Here is a 19,846-nt window from a genome sequence, read left to right as displayed (position 1 = left end):
CGCAATAATTTTATGTGAAACAAATTTTGGAAGTACTAGGAGGGGCGTTTTTTATGTGTTAGAATTGATAAGATTCTTTTTTCTGACCGTTGGTCTTTTTAACTAAATTAAAATATGACTTAAATCTTCCGTAGCGTACCGTATAGTGTGAATATTAACCTTAAAAAGTCTATATAGACAGGAAATATGGCCTTATGATCTTAAAAATAGGACATAAAATACAAAGAATTGACCTTGTGTAAATTATTATAAAGCTGTTACTTTGTACTCGTTTTTGTGATCAAATAGATTATTAATTAATTATGAAAATTATGAAGAAGAGTTTATTGTACTTGTTTATGCTTGTTTGTTCTGTTAGCATATTCATGAGTTGTAGTGATGATGACGATGAAGTGAAATATCCGATAGATACAGAATTGGCTGGAGGCTATGTTGGTAATCTGTCTGTGAATGTGGATGGTAATCAAATGGGAACTACTGAAAATCAAAAAATCACAATTTCACAGTCTAATAAGGGAACTAACCAAATTGCATTATCATTGAAGAATTTTATTTTTTTGGTAAATGTTGGTGATATTGAAGTTGATCCTTGCACTGTGAAAGCTATAGATGGTGGTTATGCTTTTGAAGGTCAACAGAATCTAGATTTGGTACAGCCACTTGGTAATTGCCCTGTTAGTATTTCTGGTACTGTGAAAGGTAGCAATATTAATATTGAAATAGGTGTAAAAGTTGGTGCTCCTTTAAATCAAAATGTAAAGGCTACTTTTGTTGGTCGTAAATTGACAGGTAGTGAAAGTTCGGAAGCTAAAATAACAAGTTTTATTATTGACGATGAGGCAGTAGTAGAACAACCAGTTATAAATGAAGAAGCTGGTACGATTGTTTTTGCTGTTAATGAGGAAGTAGAATCTTTAAAGTTTACTCCTATTATTGAAATATCTGAAGGAGCAACTATTACTCCGGCTTCCGGCGTAGCACAGGACTTCTCGAATAATAAGAAAGTGACTTATACTGTGACGGCGGAAGATGGCACCGTGAAAGTTTATACAGCTTTTGTGGAAGGTACTCGCAAGGTATTGAAATATTCTTTTGAAGATTGGAAGGAAGGTACTAAGAATGATGAACTGTTACCCAAAGATTTGTGGGCAGGAAGTGCTGCAGGAGCAGGTATTTTAGGTGGTACTTTGTTGAGAAAGGAAACTAGAGAGGATGGTACGTATGCGGCTAAACTGATAACTTTTGAATATCCAAATGAGCCAAATTCATTAGTTCCGAAGATTACTGCCGGTTCTATTTTTATTGGTAAATTTGATATGATGCCTGCTTTACAAGGTGATAGGTTGAGTTGTACTAAATTTGGTCTTGATGCAGAAACAGTTAGTTTAGGTGGAAAACCGCTTCGTTTTAAGGGTGTTTATAAATATGAATCAGGTTCTAATTATCTTGACGCTTCTAATTATGAAGATGTAAAACCGGTTGATATTAAAGATAAAGGACAGATTCAAGCCGTATTGTATAAAGTGCAAACAGGTGAGGATGGTAAAGAGATTGTATTGACAGGTCACGATGTGAACACTTCGGAATTAAGAGTTGCTGTTGCTAATATTATCGTTGAGGATATTAAAGAATATACTCCTTTTAACATTGAATTTGAATATTTACAAGAGTATGACCGAACCGCAAAATATAAATTTGCTATAATTTGCTCTTCAAGTAAAGATGGTGATTTATTTAAAGGTGCTGGTGGTAGTACTTTGATTGTGGATGAATTTGAAGTAATATGTGAATAAGATTATTATAATATAAGTTGGCATACATTTGATGTGTGTTTATTGTATAAACGAGGGTGTCTATGAGGATATCCTCGTTTTTCTGTAAAATCCTGTATATATATATCAAATAAATATTAAATAGATTTCCCTTACTGTTTTTGGACAGTGGGGAGTTTTTTTGTAGTGAGGGAGAATTATTGTTTGTTTATGGCAATCATACCCAAAATGTCATTCAATATACGATACAGAAAAGGATTTGTTCACTATAGAATAACATCCGGATATAAAGTTTCAATGAATTTGAACTCAGCAAATACTACATAATGGAAAAATATCTATCATACTATCATTTATTTTTATATTAAGCTAGCTGTCAATAAGATAAGTATGATAGATGATTTTTCAAACAGGTATCTATCATATTTTTGTCGCAAAAAACGGGTATCTATCATATCCATACTGCATCCGTTTTAGTGTAGTATTAGGGGAAACACCCATATGAAGCCACAATAATATCCACTTTATAGGATGATAACCTGTATTTGGCAGCTAAATAATCCATTGGAAACGGTAATCTTTTTATAGCCTACATATGTAGGCTGTACAGCCCGCAGCTGTAAACCGTACAGCCTACGTATGCAGGCTGTTTGTCACACAGATGTGGGCTATAAACTTATCGCTGTCAAAGTGGGATTATTAAGCCATACAAGTCGGATTTATATAGGTTTATTGCAACAAAAACAAGCCATCTTACGCCTGTTTGAACCTTATTGGGCTATTTTATTGATGAGAGATACTCGCTTTTTGGTGGTATAGAAACGCGGAAACGCTTACGATATTACCATAAATAAAAAACTACGAGAAGAATTCCCGTAGTTTTCTATTGACACAATATTCTGGATTGTTTAGTATAAAACAATATGCTAAAATGCATATCCAAATCCCACGTTCAAATAAATAGGATACATGGCAAATGAGATTGTATCAAAATCTTTTTTGAAAATATCATTCAGCCCCCACGTTAAGTCAGCGTATACATTTAGATGTTTAAATGCTCTCCATTCGCCGCCTAGTTGTAGTCCCCATTGAAATTTTTGGAGATTTTCGGAAAAATCATAGGTAGCTATGCTTTCCCCAGAGAAAACAACTCGTGAACCTGTTTGGTCTGGAGTACGTAAATGACCGTTGTATACATGTCCGGAGAATCCTCCTTCGATGAGGTATGATATGTATGGACCTGCAGACAATTTCCAACGCTTGCTTATCTTATAGTTAGCAACCACCGGAATTGTCAGATATGAATTTTTAACTTTGGTCTTTACTCCTCCTGTCCATAATCCTTGTAATTCTCCACCATTGGTATTGATAATTTTCATACCGTAATTTTTTACGGTAGCTTCGGTGGTCATATTCTTATTTTCAAGTCGCACTCCTACAGTCATCCCCCATTTGGGATCGAACCACTTCGTCGCATTACCTTCAATTGAAATTGCGATTCCTGGTGCATAACTATCAATTTTACGGATTTCTTTTGGTAGAGGTAATGGTGAAGTTCCACCAATATTGAAACCGGCCTTTATACCATATTCCCATCCATGTAAATAAGACCAGATGATACCTTGGTTTCTTTCTTCCTGTGCTTGAGCTGTGAATATGCTTACAAATAGCAGCACAACTATGATATTGATTGATTGATATTTTTTCATTGTGTTAGTTTTTTTATTCTTTACAAATAAGTTCTAGCTCATCAACGTATAGAGTGCTACCAACAGCCCCTCTAAAATAGGCGCCATCTACGCTGGATGATAGTACAATACCTAATTTATATTTACCGTTTTGTAGTTTCGTATCGTCAATTTCTCGTCCTTTTACTGATTCGAAATATAAAGTAAACTCATTCCATTCATCTTCTGATTCAACGATATCTTCAGGTTTTATTCGTGCTAATAATACTAATTTATCAGAGTTGAATACGTCATCACCATTGAGCATGATAGAATTATTTTCTGCCTCATACATAACAGCATAAATATCACATTTATCCTTTTTTCCGGTTTGTGGCTGTCCTTCTACAGAATAAACTTCCCCAGCTTTAAATTTATAATGTCCTTTTAGTGCTATGGGATGTTTATAAAATTGAAAACCAAAGTTCGTTGCTTTTCTAGGATTTGTCAGTGCATTTTCTACTTCGAATGTTCCGATAAATAAATTCCCAGCAGCAATATACATTTTTACCATTGCACCAAAATCTCCAGTGTTACGGGTTTCTAGCTTTACAGCCTTACCTTTAAAACCATTTGTAACTTGTACTGTTGGGTAATCTATTCTAGAATTAGCCATACCTGTTAATTTAAAACCAGGATTACCGCTTGACCATTGTAGTACTTTAGATATTTCTTGCGAGGTTGCTGGTGTAAATTCGTAAAATGTATCGTATTCACTGGAGGTTGTCAGTAATTCTTCAAAACTGAAAAGGGTAGGTAATTCCGCTAAAATCACATTTACGGTATAAACAGGCTGCCATTGACCGTCTTCTGATGTAACGGTGAATTTACGGGAGTGCGGTTCTTCGCTGAAATCATAGGTAGATTCAGTATCGCCTGCTATTGGAGTATTTACTTTAATTGTAGCTCCTTGTGGAAGTGTAAATTTTAATTTCTGTTTGGAAAGGTCGGCTCCTTTATTTACATATACATTGATTACTTTAGAATCTGCATCGATATTTGCCAATTGCACATCATCGCCTGAACAAACATCAATGGCTGCTTCTGAATTTAATGCTTCATCCTGTATGCAGGAGGATATTGCACATGTAAAGATGAAATAGGCTATTAAAGTCTTAATTTTCATTTGATTTTCCTTTTTAGTTTACTAATTTAGTATCTTCTATAAAACTTGGTTGCAAAGTTAAGTTTCTTTTTTGAAATGCAGCACTTCATCACTTAAGTAATTCAATAAAATTAGTGCCTTTTTAAAATTGATGTTATAAATGAATTATTCCTTTTTACATCCCTGCACTGTTTTTATAATAAATCTAACCACCCTTCGAGGTTCTGTGAGACAATTTAGCTTGCACTCCTGTAAGTGTGGTTTGTGAACATATGACTTGACATACGGTCACGTCGATTTATCTTCCAGCTTTTCTCGGCAATATCCAAGAGACAGTCTTCGGGAATGAGACCGTCAAAGAATGGGAATAATATTAGACTTGTATATACTTTTTCAGAGATTGGCAATGTGAGACTGGTAGGTTCGGCATCGTTGGATTTAATGTAGGCTGTATCGTATTGGAAAGTATAGCCATTTTCATCTTCTGTAAGCAATCCTGCAAACTGGTCTTGGTTGTATATGAGTGCTTGTCTCATAGCTTGTTGAATTTATTTATTGGTACAACCCCCACTTTCATTCCAAAGAGGCTAAGCACTTGATTTACTTTATCAAGACGCAAAGTCTGTTTGTCTTGTTCGAGTTCGCGTACAAAGCGTAATCCAACTCCTGATTTTTCGGAAAGTTCTACTTGGGGCAAGTTATGTTCTTTACGCATTTGCTTGACGTATTCTGATAATGATTTATCATCCATATTATACCCTTTGGGGTATAAATATAATGTAATTTTTCTGTTTTACACCCTTTAGGGTATAAAAACTCCCGCACTTCCTTTCGGAAGGCGGGAGCCTTTAAATAAACTATAGCTTATATATCTTTCGCTGATTATACGATACCTTGTGCCATCATTGCTTTAGCAACCTTCATGAATCCGGCTACGTTAGCACCCTTCACATAGTTTACGTATCCGTCGGCTTCTGTACCGTACTGAACGCAAGCTTCGTGGATATTCTTCATGATGCTCTTCAGTTTTTCGTCTACTTCTTCAGCGCTCCAGCTCAATTTGATAGAGTTTTGAGTCATTTCAAGACCTGATACTGACACACCACCGGCATTAGCAGCTTTACCCGGAGCGTAAAGGATCTTAGCATCCTGGAACACTTTGATAGCTTCCGGAGTAGAAGGCATGTTAGCTCCTTCAGATACGGCGATACAGCCGTTTGCTACCAGTTGACGAGCGTGGTCGCCATTCAATTCATTTTGAGTAGCAGAAGGAAGAGCGATATCACATTTTTCACCCCAAGGTTTAGCTCCTTCTACATATTTGCAACCATATTTTTCTGCGTATTCACGGATACGGCCACGGTACAGATTCTTCAGTTCCATGATGTAGTCCAGTTTTTCGCGGTCGATACCATCCGGATCGTAGATATAACCGTCAGAGTCAGAGCAAGTAACTACTTTACCACCCAGTTCGATTACTTTTTCGATTGTATATTGAGCAACGTTACCAGAACCGGAAACCAGACAAACTTTACCTTTCAGGTCAGTGCCTTTTGTTTTCAGCATTTCCATCAGGAAGTAGATGTTACCATAACCGGTAGCTTCCGGACGAATCAGTGAACCACCGAATTCGCGGCCTTTACCTGTAAATGTTCCGGTAAATTCATGAGCCAGTTTTTTATACATACCGAACATGAAACCTACTTCACGGCCACCAACACCGATGTCACCGGCAGGAACGTCAGTTTCAGGACCGATGTGACGCCACAGTTCCAGCATGAATGCTTGTACGAAGCGCATTACTTCGGCATTTGACTTTCCACGAGGAGAGAAGTCGGAACCACCTTTACCACCACCCATCGGCAGCGTAGTCAGTGAGTTTTTGAATGTTTGTTCAAAGGCAAGGAACTTCAAGATAGAAAGGTTTACAGATGCATGGAAACGGATACCGCCTTTGTAAGGACCGATCGCGTTGTTGTGCTGAACACGGTAACCCATGTTGGTCTGAATATTACCTTTATCATCCATCCAAGTCACGCGGAACTGATATACTCTATCAGGAATACACAAACGTTCGATCAAGTTTACTTTATCAAACTCCGGGTGTTTGTTGTATTCTTCTTCAATAGTAGAAAGTACTTCTTCTACTGCTTGATGATACTCCGGTTCATTGGGAAATCTTCTTTTCAGATCGTCTAATACCTTTGCTGCATTCATAATCTTTTTTTCTTTAATTGGTTGATATAAAAATAATGTGCTAATTTGACAATTTGCTCATGTGCCGCTCGACTATGTGCTTTTCTGCCGTATAGCAATTTGCACACTTGTATATGGGTACATCGGATTTTTATTTCCGGTTGCAAAAGTAAAGATAAAAATTGAACTGGCAAACATTTTATAAAGAAAAATGCGATAAAACATCAAATTTGATATTTTATCGCATTAAAAATAGGAAAAAAGATATTTATTTGTTCTTTTTGATCGACTTATAAACAGGAATAAATACTAATGCTGCCGAAATGACAAGCATTACTATCGTCATCCCGTCAATTCGTTCGGCTTTTGTTAGAACTAAATAGCAAAGCGCCAACCAAAGCAGGCTGATGCAAACTATTTGTGATTTGGATAACGGGCGTTTCATTTCACTCCTCTTTTCTTTTTGTCAACAATGGCGTCGATCACGGCTACGGCTGTGATATTCACAATGTCACGGACGGAACTTTCGAAATCGGTGAAGTGGATAGGTTTGTTCAATCCCATCTGGATAGGGCCGATGAATTCTGTATCCGGGTCCATTGCCTGCAACAGTTTGTAACCGGCGTTTGCTGAACTTAGATTCGGGAAAATCAATGTATTTACGTCTTTACCTTTCAGGCGGGTAAACGGATATTTGGTATCACGCAATTCGCGGTTCATGGCAAAATTAACCTGCATTTCACCGTCGATAGCCAATTCCGGATATGCTTCCTGCATGTGAGCAACTGCTTCGTGCACTTTCACTGGGCTACCTGCGGTATCAGCGCCGAAGTTAGAGTATGACAACATAGAGATAACCGGTGTGTGATTGAAGAAACGAACTGTTTTATCGGACAGTTTGGCGATATCAATCAATGTTTCCGTATCGGGGTGGCGGTTAATCAATGTGTCTGCCAGGAAGTAAGTACCTTTCTTGGAGTTCAGGATATGCATGGTACCGAAGTGTTTGAAGCCCGGTTGGATGCCGATCACTTCTTTTGCCACTTTGATCGTATTGCTATATCTTGTATAAAGTCCGGTGATGAATGCGTCTGCATCTCCTGTTTCCACCATCATCATACCGAAGTAGTTGCGTTCGAACATCTTGTCGTTGGCTTCTTCGTAGGTAAATCCTTCGCGTGCACGTTTTTCTGCAAGGATGCGGGAGTAACGCTCGCGACGATCTGATTCGTCCGGGTGGCGAAGATTGACGATTTCAATACCTTCCAGACTAAGCTCCATTTCTTCTGCCAGTTTTCCGATAGCTTCGTCGTTTCCTAATAAGATAGGATGACAGATACCTTCGGCTTTTGCTTCAACGGCAGCTTTCAGCATATTCGGGTGGATACCTTCGGCAAATACGACACGTTGCGGTGAGCGGCGGGCAGTATCATACAGTTGGCGGGTCAGTTTGGATTCGTAACCCATCAATTCGCGCAGGTGAACACAGTAAGCGTCCCAGTCTTTGATTTCAGTGCGAGCCACTCCGCTTTCCATAGCAGCTTTTGCCACTGCGCAGGAAACTTCGGTGATGAGGCGTGGATCTACCGGTTTCGGGATAAAGTATTCCGCACCGAAAGAAAGGTTGTTTACGTGGTAGGCTGCGTTGACTACATCAGGTACCGGTTGTTTTGCCAGGTTGGCAATAGCGTGTACGGCCGCAATCTTCATTTCTTCGTTGATTGCTTTAGCTTGAGTGTCCAAAGCACCACGGAAGATATATGGGAAACCGATTACATTATTAATCTGGTTCGGATAGTCGGAACGTCCGGTAGCCATCAGTACGTCAGGACGTGCTGCCATGGCATCTTCGTAAGAGATTTCCGGTGTCGGGTTGGCCAATGCGAATACGATGGGCATCGGAGCCATGCTGCGTACCATATCTTGACTCAACACATTTCCTTTTGACAGGCCGAGGAATACATCCGCGCCCTTGATTGCTTCTTCCAGTGTGTGGATATCTGTGCGGTCAGTTGCAAAATATCTTTTCTGTTCGTTCAGATCGGTACGTGTCTTGCTGATAACGCCTTTACTATCCAGCATGACAATATTTTCGAGGCGAGCGCCCAAAGATACATATAATTTAGTACAAGATACTGCGGATGCACCGGCACCGTTCACGACGATTTTCACATCCTCGATTTTCTTTCCTGCCACCTGCAAGGCATTTACCAAACCGGCGCTGGAGATAATAGCAGTACCGTGCTGGTCGTCGTGCATTACAGGAATGTCTAATTCTTCTTTCAGGCGACGTTCGATTTCAAAACATTCGGGCGCCTTGATGTCTTCTAGGTTGATACCTCCAAAGGTAGGAGCGATTGCTTTCACTGCCGCAATGAACTTCTCCGGATCTTTCTCGTCTACTTCGATGTCGAAAACGTCGATACCGGCATAGATTTTGAAAAGCAGCCCTTTACCTTCCATTACAGGTTTGCCGCTTAATGCGCCTATATCGCCCAGTCCGAGTACGGCTGTACCGTTAGAAATAACAGCTACAAGATTTCCTTTAGCTGTATACTTGTATGCATCCTGCGGGTTCTTCTCAATTTCGAGACAAGGTTCTGCTACACCGGGGGAATATGCGAGTGATAAGTCGGTTTGAGTACTATAAGGTTTGGTAGGCACTACCTCAATCTTGCCGGGTTTGCCCTGTGAGTGATAGAGCAAAGCGGCTTCTTTCGTTATTTTAGCCATGGTATATATGTAATTTGTTAATAAGTTATCAATTGGCTGCAAATGTAGGAATAAAAGTTAGAAATTGTTGCTGTTGATTGGTAATTTCTATTAATTTTATAGCAAAATGGCTGAATTTATGATATGAAATACATAGGATATGCATTTATATCCTATTCTTTTTTAAAAGCTTAGATATTGATTTATTGAAATTTTAACAAGCGCTTTGGTTGTCGGCTTTAGTTATTTCGTTATTTTTGAGTCCATATATGATTTAACCTTATTTGATGATGATTACCACCCAACAACTTCAATTATTGAAGGAAGGAAATAAAAATGCTTTTGAAGCGTTGTATCGTGCATACAATGCTCGCATTTCCCCAAATATGGTGTATTATTACGTGAGACGCGAACTCCTACTTCAAAATTATGTGGATAAACTATCAAATGAATACTAAAATTCTTCTAGTTTGCTGATTTTCAGGGAAAATATGAAATAAACAAATGAGACAATTAACCGAATTATAACATTTTAAATAGCTGAATCAAAAAGTGGTTTCAACTGCTGATTCGCATAAAGATATAAGAGATAGGTGACTGGTTGGAAAAAAGTAGAGTTTATGCCGGATAGCTACGGCAGTTTGTTTTCGTAGCCGGATGGCATAAATTCTATTGATTATCAGTTCAATAAATATACAGATAAACAGTCTTCCTATTTTTCTTTTTATCTCCAAACAGTTCTTGTCAAAGAATACTTATTTGTGTTTCATAGGATAAACTACAGTTTCACCTCTTTCGTGAATACTTCCCCGAAACGATTCTTAACCACCACTTTGACAGACTTTGTACCTTTCGCAGGCTGTGCCCGGAAAAGATGCCGTGTATGATAGCCGGTTTTCTTTCCTTTCACCATGTTGATGTAATCCTGGTCTTCATCATCAAAAGCCTGCATGGCACCTTTCAATACTCCGTCTTCGTACCAGTTTACCGTATACGTTCTGTCCCAATCCCAGATGTTGGCTACCACATAGTCTTTCTGGCTTTCAAATTCTCCCGGCTTGTAGAGCCGGAACTGATAATCGGGAGAACAGCCTGTCGCTTTGTAACGCCACTTCACATCGTCACCTTTCACTTCTACCACCAGATAACCGTTCGGCGCTCCGCAACGGTTCACGTGTCCTGCCCACCATGCACCGCAGGCAGCTCCGATATTATGTTCATAAATAGTAGGCGCAGGTTGCTGATTCTCATAGAAATGTGTGTGTCCCGAGAAAATATGAACCTGATACGGTCTTAATAGTTGGAAAAGCGCGTTGGCGTTGCGTGCATTTCCACCGGCCGATACCGTGTTGTTGGCTACCGGAGCGTGTACGTTCAGGAATACGGTGCTTCCTTCGGGCACATAACTTAAATCTTTTCTCAACCAGTCCAGATCTTCCGGTGTGAATCGTTCCGTGTATTTCTTATTACCATCGTAATCGATGTCTTTCATTGCGATTACATGGATTTTTCCAATGTTGAATGAATAGTTGGCCGGACCGAACGACTGGTAATAATTCTGTTCCCCATATCCGTCTGCCGGATGGTCCGTCTGTGTCATGGACTTGTAGAGCAGGTTGAAATCATGGTTTCCCATTAGTTGGAACATTGTGATACCTAAATTAGAGACGGCTTGCCGGTAAGGAGCATATAAGTTCATGGCATCCCACACAAGGTCGCCCAGTCCCATACCAACGATTTCGAAGTTCTTTAGCGAGTCGGCAGTTTGTTTCAGGTCGGGCACTGTTTCTGTGCGGAAGCGGTCCAGTTGCTTCTCGTTCCTCACTTGCGGATCGGAAATGGCGATATATACAAATTCATCCGCTGGCTTCTGCCGTTTGGTCAGAACGAAGTTGCACTGATTCTCGCTTTTCTTCGCATCCAAATACTGATAGAAGCCGTCGGCTACACCCTCTTTGGAAGGAAGCTCATAGTCTGCCGGAGTAGAGATGTAAACCATCGGATAACGTGCCGGATCGGTGTTCAAAACATAGTTTCCTTGCGCGTCGGTTGTTTTAAAATGCGCACCGTCAGTTACTACTACACCGCTGACAGGCTTACCTGTGTTATCTTTCACACTGCCTTTCACAACAGTCTGACCAAAAGCGGCAACAACATTTAGCTGGAGACATAAGATTGCCGCAAACAGCATATTTCTATTACATACTTTTTTCATTGCTTATAACTTTCTTAGAGTGACTTGATTGAATAATGCGATAATCTCTTCCGGTTCGTCTGCCGACTTTACAGCCTCTTCGAAAGACTTGCTGTTATCGTCGAAACACATCACATTGGCACAATCCAGAATGTGTGCCATGTTGGATGTAGCAACTTCCCGGCTCACTTCTTCCTTTTTCAGTGCCTTTTTATAATATTTGTTCACCTTGTTGACTGCCTTGTAAATGGAAGGCTTCAAAATCTCAACGGAAGAATCAGTGAATCCGATCGTTACATCATACTCGTGCGTGTAATTCTGGATGAAAGTATTCCATTTTCCGGTAATGTCACTACCTAGATAATGTTCCGTTTCAAACACCGGTTTAGTTGTCGGAATCTCTCCATATACGTCGAATATAAATGTAGCTTTTGGTTTCTTCCCTACGGGAGTCGCTTCTTTCTCCAGTTTGTTTTCTGCTGTATTTCCTACCGTATTCTCCGCAACGTTTCTTGAAACATTTTCCTTTCCGCGGATATTTTCGTTCATGGCAAGTTCTCCTTTCTGTGCTATTGCTGTCATTGTTATATATAACATGACAGCCATACTGATAATTTTCTTCATATACATTGAATTTTAAATTTATGGTTGATACATTTCTTTATTTGCCATATTCCGTTATTGTTGCCACATTAATCGAATATTAAAATCATCACCTCCCATATTCTGCTTGGCAGCCTGATAGTTTTGTTTTTCAGGTTGGTACGTTGCAGGGCAGCCGGATATTTGAAACGTTTCGGCATTTGGTTGTTGGCATTCGCGATGCCGGGTCCTACGGGCAACACAGGAAAGCCGGTACGGTTATATTCGAACCACTGCTGATAGTCGCAGAAGAACAGTGCGACGAATTTCTGGTTCATGATACGTTCCAAAGTATCGTCATAAGCCGCTTCCGGATTCTCAAAGTAATTGTCGGGCAATACCTGTCCCCACTGTTCGATAGCTGCCTGCACTCCTTTCTGATACGCTTCTTTGGCAGCGTTGCTTCCTCCGTCGATCACTCCTTTCTTCAGTAGTTCCGCTTTGATAAATTCAACTTCGGCATAAGGCATCATGGCAAGTTTCATGGGAGCTTTCGCCATTTCTTGATTCAGTCCCGAAGCCGTGATGGAGGGCAACGTCTGATAACCGCTGGGCAAGCCTACATAATCCTTTGTCTGGTCGGGCAGAGTGACCTGCGTTGCATACACTTGCAGACGAGGGTCGTTCCATCCTTTTAGCAGGTCGACAAAGAACTCGGAAATCTGAACGTATGAAGTGAAATCCTGCGGCCGGGTGAGCGGAGCTTCCTGCGGATAAGTTCCGCTGATGGCAAGCAGGGCGGCATCATCGTTCGATTCGAATACCGGATAGGTGGCGGGATCGGTTAGCATCGTGCGCAATTCCTGTTTCGCGTTGAACTCCGGAACGTCGATCACGCGGAGCAATGCACGCAGGCGGAGCGAGTTGCAGAACTTCTTCCATTTCTTTATACCGGTTGCATCTCCTTTAGACGTGTTGTACAACATTTCGCCCGATTGGTTGTAGATCAGTCCGTTAGCTTCGTCAAACAGTTCGTTTGCCGTTTTCAGGTTGTCGATAATTTGTCGGTACACTTGTTGTTGGGTGTCGAACTTCGGTGCGAGTATTCCTTCATCGGCAGAGCAGGCTTCGCTCATCGGGACGTCACCGAAAGCATCGGTTAGAATCTGGTACAGCCAACTTTGCAGTGTGAGTGAGATGGCGTCATAATTGGGTTGTTTGGAAGCCTCCGGGAGTTTTTCGGTGAGACGCGTCATCTCTTTGGCGTTATTGATCCATTTATAAAAGGTAGTCCATGTGCCGTCTCCCTGGCTGTCCGTCATATACCACCATCCGACACCGTTAGTGCTGGAAGTAGATACAGCGCATTGCATCAGGTCGTAGGTGTAGTTGTTGTAGAGTTTCCAGTTGTAGACAGACGTTTCGTAGAGAATCGGGTTGAGCAGTGTGCCGGGATTCACCTCGTCCATGCGGGTGGGGTCCGTATTCAGTTCGTCGAAGCTGGTACAGGAGGTTGTACAGAGTGTTCCGCACACTATTATTCCTCCTGCTATATTCTTTAAAAAATTATAGGTTTTCATGAGTCAGTGTTTAAAAAGATAAGTTAATATTTAATCCGAAAGTACGTGCCGTAGGCAGTGAACCCGTTTCTACACCCGTTACCATCGAACTTCCGTTGAGGGCGGCAGATTCGGGGTCAAATAAAGGATAATCCGTGATGCAGAACAAGTTGCGTGCATAAAACGCTATCGATGCTTTGCTGAAAGGAGTTTTCTTCAGTGTGCTGCCCGGTAATTTATATTCCAGTCTCATTTCACGCAGTTTGAGGAAATCGGTGCTGAAAGTGTTCGTCTCCACGTTTGCCATCCGATAGTACTCTTTATAATAGCTTTCCACGGTTACCACTTTAGTGTTTTTCGAGAAGCTACCGTCGTCGTTTTTCACTACACCCGGGGCAATCATATACATTCCGTCCTGTGGTGAAAGTCCGGCGGTGGCAATGCGCGGATCATCTTTCGACATATAAAATTCCGTTCCCGGCAGACGTCCGTTCAGGGTATGTGCCAGTTTTCCCTGTTCCGTCATTTTGTGGTGAGAGTGCGAATACATTTTTCCTCCCACTTGTCCGTCGAGCAGGACGCTAAGAGTAAAGTTTTTGTAGGAAAATTCGTTATACAATCCGGCTTTCCATTTCGGATAGGCTGTGGCTACGTATTCAATCTCTCCCGAACGTTCGGGCAGTCCGTTATCATTGATGACAACGTTTCCTTCCGGGTCGCGCACTAGTTTGTAGCCCCAGAGGTCGCCTGTCGTACCTCCCACGCGTCCGATGATGGAGACGTTGCCGATACTGCTGATTAACTGATTCTCGTCTGCCCCTTCCGCCAGCGAAATAATCTTGTTTTCGTTTTTAGACCAGGTAAAAGTGGCGTTCCAGCGGAAATCTCTGCTGACTACCGGGGTAACGTCCAATTGGATTTCATAACCACGGTTGCGGACACATCCCGAATTGATAGTCGCTTTGCTGTACCCTGTAGTCGGGTCCATCGGAGCATCCAGAATTTGGTTTTTGGTGCGGTTGTAATAGAATGTGAAATCGAGCCCGATGCGGTTTTGGAACATACGCAGGTCGAAACCGGCTTCGTAGTTGGTTGAAATTTCCGGTTTGAAGTCCTGATTGTACAGTGTGGAAGCAACGACAGCCGATCCGGGGAAATCGCTCGTTCCGTAGTAGGGCGATGTTTTGTAAGGGTCTGTGTCGTTACCCACCTGGGCGAAAGAACCTCTTACTTTCAACAAATTGATTGGTTCCGGCATTAGGAACAGTTCGTTCATCACTGCGCTGACGCTGACCGACGGATAGAAGAAGGAACGGTTGTTCTTCGGTAGGGTAGACGACCAGTCGTTACGTCCGGTGACGTCGAGAAACAGTTTATCCTTATATGCGAAGTTGGCTGTGAAATAAAGACTGTTCAATGCTTTCTTTTTGATGACAGTCTGCACGTTCGGGTTGGAGACACCGTTTGCCAGTTTGTAGACTCCCGGCGTAATCAGTCCCACCACCGAGGCGGCGAGCATATCATAGCTCTGTTGCATCATGTTTCCTCCCGCCGAAGCATTGACGTGCAATCCGTTAGCGAAGGAATCATGGTACGTAAATAAAGCGTCGCTGTTTAATTCATAATCGAACACATTCTGTTTTTTGAAGAATCCGTTACCAAATACCACATCGCTGATAGGACGGTGTTGTTCGCGCTGGTCGGCTGATAGTTGAATACCGGACCTGATCATGAAATCGAACTTGCTGTTGATACGCAGGTTGGCGGAAACGGAGGAAACGTTACTATGTTTCTCTGACGGATTTTCAGATTCGTATAGAATGACATACGGGTTTCCGATGAAGGAACTGTAAGGCTGGAGCTGTTTCACATTTTCCTGTCCGGTACGCCACATCGGGCGTAGCCAGTCGAGGTTGACATTCGGATTCTGGAAGATGAGAAAGTAAGAGATGGAGTTACTGTTATACCCCAGGGCAGGCGTATTGTTGAGCTTGCGGTAGGTATAGCTCGATTTAAAATTGATGCGCAGTGCCCGCGAAATCTGTTGTTGGGCGGAAATCATGGCAGTGATGCGCTGGAAACCTGTATTGGGAAGAATCCATTCGTTTTTGGTGTGGGTGATGGAAGCCCGCACGCTGCCCCGGTCGGATTTTCCGGTCAGGGCTACGGAGTTGGTAATTGTGTAGCCCGTCTGGAACAAATCCTTGCGGTTGTTTTTATACGCTACCCAGGGAGTCGCTTCGGAGGCACGTCCCTGTGTCGCCGGATCATATTGGTAGAATTTCCTGTTGGCATCGAAACGTGCTCCGTATGCGCTACTCGTTCCGCTGGTGCTTGCGTAGCTGCCGTCTTCCGCTTTTCCGTAGGAGTAGTATGGTTCGCCCTCATAGATGGACCCTGCCGGACCGATGTTACTCGGCAGTCCCTGTCCGAATTCATACTGATAATCCGGCCACCTCATCACATCGTCTATGCTGAAGTTACCGCTATAAGATACGCCGATACCTTTGGGTGCGCCGGCTCCCGATTTCGTAGTCACTATATCCTACATAACTAAATAGGAGCAAATCTTTGGAACTTAATGTTTTCTTAGTTTTCAGGGAGTAGTTGCCGTCAATGTCGGTCACCGTACCGTCTGTCGAGTTTTTTACAGCGATGGTAGCCCCGATTAACGGTTCTCCGCTTTCACTCGTTATTGTTCCTTTCACTGTTGTCTGTGCGTATGCAGAACCACAGCACAGAAATCCAACTGCCAGAGAAAGCAGCCATTTGTTACTTTTCATAATCTTTTTACCTTGCTTCTTTTAATTTATTAAATGCAATAAAGTCGTTAACACCAGTGTTTTTGTTTCACGGTGCAAAGGAAGACAAGGCAGATTAAGATAGTATTACAGATCTGTTAACAAATTGTGTTATATCGTAAACACTAATTAAAGAATTAGTTTGCACTCGTGACAAAGTGGTGGTATGACGGAAAAGGCAGGCAAATTTATCGGATAGTGTATCCGTAATGGTTCAATTATCATTATATTTGCCACTCTATTACCAAGGAAGGTCTCTTTGCTTTGGGGTAATCGGCTGAATGATGCTTGGGTAGGAATAACCTATAGTGTCTTTAATCTAAAACGAAAAATAATAAATGGAAATTCAAAATAGTATATTTAACTACGCTACTTTGCTTAAACAAGTCAAAGCACGGGTGGCACTCGCACAGAAAAAAGCGATTTATTCCGCTAATGAAGAAATGCTTTCTATGTATTGGGACATCGGCAAACTTCTTTGTGAAAGCCAGAAGCAGATAGGATGGGGGAACAATGCACTTGAACAGCTTGCCAATGACTTGAAGAATGATTATCCGAAAGTGAAGGGCTTTTCCCCACGAAATTGCAGGTGTATGATTCAGTTTCATAAAGAATATAATCAAGAGCTTACAATTTGGCAACCAGTGGTTGCCAAATTAGAAATGTCAAATTGTGTTCTTCCGATAAAACAGTTAAGCTGGTCACACAACATCACTTTAATACAACGGGTAAAAGACCTGAAAGCCCGCTATTGGTACATGATTCAATGTTTGAAGAGTGGATGGAGTCGTAATTTCTTAATTGAAGCTATCAATCAGGACTACTACCATACTTACGGGGCATTGGCAAACAACTTCGATTCCACTCTCCCGGAAATACAAGCCAAGCAGGTAAAAGAAACCTTAAAAGACCCCTATATTTTTGATATGCTGACTTTCACTGACGAATATAACGAAAGAGATGTAGAGTTAGGGTTGGTTAAGCATATTGAAAAGTTCCTTCTCGAAATGTTATGCAAACCTTTACATAAAAGTTCGAACAAACCTTGCTGAATGCAGGTGTGGAAGTGAACGAGGCACTGGTACAGTATCAGACTGCCCGCGAGAAAGCCGACTACTACGACAAGCAGGTAGCCTCTTTGCAAACAGCCGCTAAGAGCACAAGCCTGTTGATGAAGCATGGCAACACCACTTATCTGGAAGTGCTGACGGCACAACAGACGTTGCTCAACGCGCAACTGTCACAAGTGGCGAACCGCTTTACCGAAATTCAGGGTGTGATTACGTTGTATCAGGCTTTGGGTGGCGACCGTATGTAGGGAGGTATGTTTAAAATGGATGGCATCCGTTACATTGACTAACATCTGGTACCTGATAATTTGAATGTTTGTGTATGAAGAGAAAGAGGTGGGCTACCCTGTGAAGGGGAACTCACCTCTTTTGTTTTAGCTGTCTATGTCATATAGGTTAAGAAGGGTTTCTTTAATTCTGTCTTTTTTTCTCTCTATATCAGAACACTCTTTTTTGTTTACCATCAGGTAAGAACTGATTTCTATAAATTCGTAATGTTCAAAACGTTCTTTACCAAATAATTGGGTAGCCATGTTTTTGTATAATCTGAACCTTTGATTGTTGGCTCTTCCTTCTATTTTGTTAGATTCTAAATCTAAACTTTGAGCACCATTTATCACAAATGAAGCTAGTGGGAATTTTTGTAAAATGAGAGGGACAATGCTGGCACAAGTCATAAATATACGTAGAGTTTCTGTATAGTTGTGCATTTTAGTCTTTGACAGATATCTTTTCTGTTTGAGTAGAATTTATAAATATATGCAAAATCAAAAGCGTCACCAACATTTGGTGACGCTTTTTGAATAAATATCATCTTATAAGGCCTTATATTATCCAGCATTACGGTACAAGTCTTATACTTGTATTTACAGGAATATTTGTTTCGTTTACACGATTCCCGTTTCCGACAATTTCTTTGAGAGACACAGTTTTATATTCGCTTATTGATTTCCATCCAAGTCTCTCACCTTTGCTCTTTTTGGTGTTGTTAGCAGCCAATAAAGCTTCTTTCTGTTTTTTTAAACTGTTTCCCATAATTAATGTCTCCTTTAGAGCTATGCCCCAAATATCTGTTTGGAACGTAATAATGTTATTACTCCGCAAAAATAACAAATATATTTGCAAGAGAGGGTGGCTGATTGTGGATTGATGAGTGCTTTTAACTTCTTTTGTCTAATTACTCTATAACTCTTCGATCATGCTTAAAGGTAAATCAGTACATTCGGCAATAGATTGGTTGTCTATCCCTTTGGCTTTCATATTCCGCGCTATTTGTAGTTGGGCTTTTTGGGCGCCTTCTTTTATCCCTTTCTCCATCCCTTCTTTCATCCCTTTTTGTTCAGCTGCATCCATTGTCACCAAATAATCGCGGTACACCTTGACGCTATTGTCGTATCGCTCCCTGTCTTCCGGAGACATGGAAGCCACATCAGCGATATCTTCCAATTTCTCGAAGACAGCTTTTCGTGCCTTCAACGGCAAGATAGGTCGATCTGAAATCTTATTTCCACTCATTCGGGCGTTCTATTACATATCCGTTTGGTAGCTGCACTTTTTGGGGCAATATATGTTTCTTGAATATATTAAAAGCGCCATCAAGTTTACGTGTGCCATCACTTAGGTTCGATAAATTAGATGAATATCTGTTAGGAGGAAAATATACATAGACCTTTTGTAACGGGTTAAATTCTCTTATCAGCTCTACAGGTGGTATTAAATCGCTGTCTGCTGATACAATGATAGCAATGTCACAGCGCTTTTTATAGGCGTCCGACAGAATCTTTGTAGCTATTCGTACATCTGTCTCTTTTTCTTCAAAAGAATGAATGATACCACCACAATAACGGCATTTAATCTCTTTTTTGAGGTATTTACCCAATATCAAGTTAAATTTAGGGTTGCATTTGTTTGCTTGAAATAGTTTATCTTGCCTATCGTGTTTGCCTGCATCTGTTGGACGAGCTGAAAAATAATTGACTTCTACCAATTCTTGATAGGGCTTTAGAAAACTATTAAAGAAGCTGACTAAATCCAGCCAATAACACATTTTCCATTTTTTGGACTTCAGCCCGTAATAGAAATTAAAACCGTCTACATAGACTATTACTTTCTTTTTGTCTTCCATAGC

General features: G+C 41.1%; 15 protein-coding genes and 5 pseudogenes. 4 read left to right on the top strand and 16 right to left on the bottom strand.

Going from position 1 to position 19,846, the window contains the following annotated elements; all coding sequences use genetic code 11:
- Positions 1-311: 311 nt before the first annotated feature.
- Positions 312-1,793 (top strand): PCMD domain-containing protein, encoded by a 1,482-nt coding sequence (locus KFO40_RS08025; protein WP_211146241.1) that lies wholly within the window; start codon positions 312-314, stop codon positions 1,791-1,793.
- A gap of 905 nt (positions 1,794-2,698) precedes the next feature.
- On the opposite strand, the gene KFO40_RS08020 is transcribed toward KFO40_RS08025, so the two are convergent.
- From KFO40_RS08020 to KFO40_RS07990, 7 genes are all read right to left on the bottom strand, one after another.
- Positions 2,699-3,481 carry a porin family protein gene (locus KFO40_RS08020; protein WP_117809256.1) on the bottom strand — a complete coding sequence of 261 codons (783 nt, stop codon included), beginning with the start codon at positions 3,479-3,481 and terminating at the stop codon, positions 2,699-2,701.
- Positions 3,482-3,494: 13 nt separating this feature from the next.
- Entirely contained in the window at positions 3,495-4,625 is a 1,131-nt protein-coding gene (locus KFO40_RS08015; protein WP_117809257.1) for a PCMD domain-containing protein, read from the bottom strand.
- Positions 4,626-4,840: 215 nt separating this feature from the next.
- Positions 4,841-5,140 carry a HipA N-terminal domain-containing protein gene (locus KFO40_RS08010; protein ID WP_117809258.1) on the bottom strand — a complete coding sequence of 100 codons (300 nt, stop codon included), beginning with the start codon at positions 5,138-5,140 and terminating at the stop codon, positions 4,841-4,843.
- Complete coding sequence (locus tag KFO40_RS08005) at positions 5,137-5,355, bottom strand: helix-turn-helix transcriptional regulator (RefSeq protein ID WP_117809259.1); 219 nt, start codon at positions 5,353-5,355, stop codon at positions 5,137-5,139. Before KFO40_RS08005 ends, KFO40_RS08010 begins: the two co-directional genes overlap by 4 nt.
- 131 nt (positions 5,356-5,486) lie before the next feature.
- Positions 5,487-6,821, bottom strand: a complete 1,335-nt coding sequence (locus KFO40_RS08000; RefSeq protein ID WP_004317274.1) for an NADP-specific glutamate dehydrogenase — start codon at positions 6,819-6,821, stop codon at positions 5,487-5,489.
- Positions 6,822-7,068: 247 nt separating this feature from the next.
- A complete protein-coding gene (locus tag KFO40_RS07995; protein WP_004317275.1) occupies positions 7,069-7,245 on the bottom strand; it encodes a hypothetical protein in 177 nt (58 codons plus the stop codon).
- The gene (locus KFO40_RS07990; protein WP_008024705.1) at positions 7,242-9,533 is read right to left on the bottom strand and encodes an NADP-dependent malic enzyme; all 2,292 of its coding nucleotides are present in this window, start codon (positions 9,531-9,533) and stop codon (positions 7,242-7,244) included. Before KFO40_RS07990 ends, KFO40_RS07995 begins: the two co-directional genes overlap by 4 nt.
- A gap of 269 nt (positions 9,534-9,802) precedes the next feature.
- Here KFO40_RS07990 and KFO40_RS25875 point away from each other — a divergent pair.
- Positions 9,803-9,964: pseudogene (locus KFO40_RS25875) on the top strand (RNA polymerase sigma-70 factor); the annotation flags it as partial.
- Between the two features lie 326 nt (positions 9,965-10,290).
- On the opposite strand, the gene KFO40_RS07985 reads toward KFO40_RS25875, so the two are convergent.
- The 5 genes and pseudogenes from KFO40_RS07985 to KFO40_RS25935 form a co-directional block, all read right to left on the bottom strand.
- Positions 10,291-11,727: a calcineurin-like phosphoesterase C-terminal domain-containing protein gene (locus KFO40_RS07985; RefSeq protein ID WP_118407719.1), complete on the bottom strand. Its 1,437-nt coding sequence runs from the start codon at positions 11,725-11,727 to the stop codon at positions 10,291-10,293.
- Positions 11,728-11,730: 3 nt separating this feature from the next.
- A complete protein-coding gene (locus KFO40_RS07980) occupies positions 11,731-12,330 on the bottom strand; it encodes a hypothetical protein (RefSeq protein ID WP_211146240.1) in 600 nt (199 codons plus the stop codon).
- Positions 12,331-12,384: 54 nt separating this feature from the next.
- A pseudogene (locus tag KFO40_RS07975) lies at positions 12,385-13,868 on the bottom strand (SusD/RagB family nutrient-binding outer membrane lipoprotein).
- Positions 13,869-13,878: 10 nt separating this feature from the next.
- Positions 13,879-16,386: a TonB-dependent receptor domain-containing protein gene (locus tag KFO40_RS07970; protein WP_249938188.1), complete on the bottom strand. Its 2,508-nt coding sequence runs from the start codon at positions 16,384-16,386 to the stop codon at positions 13,879-13,881.
- Positions 16,334-16,630, bottom strand: coding sequence for a carboxypeptidase-like regulatory domain-containing protein (locus tag KFO40_RS25935; RefSeq protein ID WP_248005566.1), 297 nt, complete (start codon positions 16,628-16,630; stop codon positions 16,334-16,336). The genes KFO40_RS07970 and KFO40_RS25935 overlap by 53 nt, the downstream gene beginning before the upstream one ends.
- A 356-nt stretch (positions 16,631-16,986) precedes the next feature.
- On the opposite strand from KFO40_RS25935, the pseudogene KFO40_RS07965 reads away from it, so the two are divergent.
- Positions 16,987-17,658: pseudogene (locus KFO40_RS07965) on the top strand (PDDEXK nuclease domain-containing protein); the annotation flags it as partial.
- 23 nt (positions 17,659-17,681) lie between these two features.
- Positions 17,682-17,966: pseudogene (locus tag KFO40_RS07960) on the top strand (TolC family protein); the annotation flags it as partial.
- Between the two features lie 126 nt (positions 17,967-18,092).
- Here the strand turns inward: KFO40_RS07960 and KFO40_RS25635 are convergent.
- The 4 genes and pseudogenes from KFO40_RS25635 to KFO40_RS07940 form a co-directional block, all read right to left on the bottom strand.
- Positions 18,093-18,395, bottom strand: coding sequence for a hypothetical protein (locus tag KFO40_RS25635; protein WP_225449910.1), 303 nt, complete (start codon positions 18,393-18,395; stop codon positions 18,093-18,095).
- A 163-nt stretch (positions 18,396-18,558) separates the two neighbouring features.
- Positions 18,559-18,753 (bottom strand): hypothetical protein, encoded by a 195-nt coding sequence (locus KFO40_RS07950; RefSeq protein ID WP_118407727.1) that lies wholly within the window; start codon positions 18,751-18,753, stop codon positions 18,559-18,561.
- Between the two features lie 147 nt (positions 18,754-18,900).
- Positions 18,901-19,200 (bottom strand): annotated as a pseudogene (locus tag KFO40_RS07945) (hypothetical protein); the annotation flags it as partial.
- Between the two features lie 19 nt (positions 19,201-19,219).
- A complete protein-coding gene (locus KFO40_RS07940) occupies positions 19,220-19,843 on the bottom strand; it encodes an NYN domain-containing protein (protein WP_117684065.1) in 624 nt (207 codons plus the stop codon).
- Between the last annotated feature and the right edge of the window lie 3 nt (positions 19,844-19,846).

The organism is Bacteroides sp. 1001302B_160321_D4 (genome assembly GCF_015667765.1).
Lineage (GTDB): Bacteria > Bacteroidota > Bacteroidia > Bacteroidales > Bacteroidaceae > Bacteroides > Bacteroides xylanisolvens.
The sequence above is the reverse complement of the archived record's forward strand: the minus strand, read 5'-3'. Positions and strand labels throughout refer to the sequence as shown.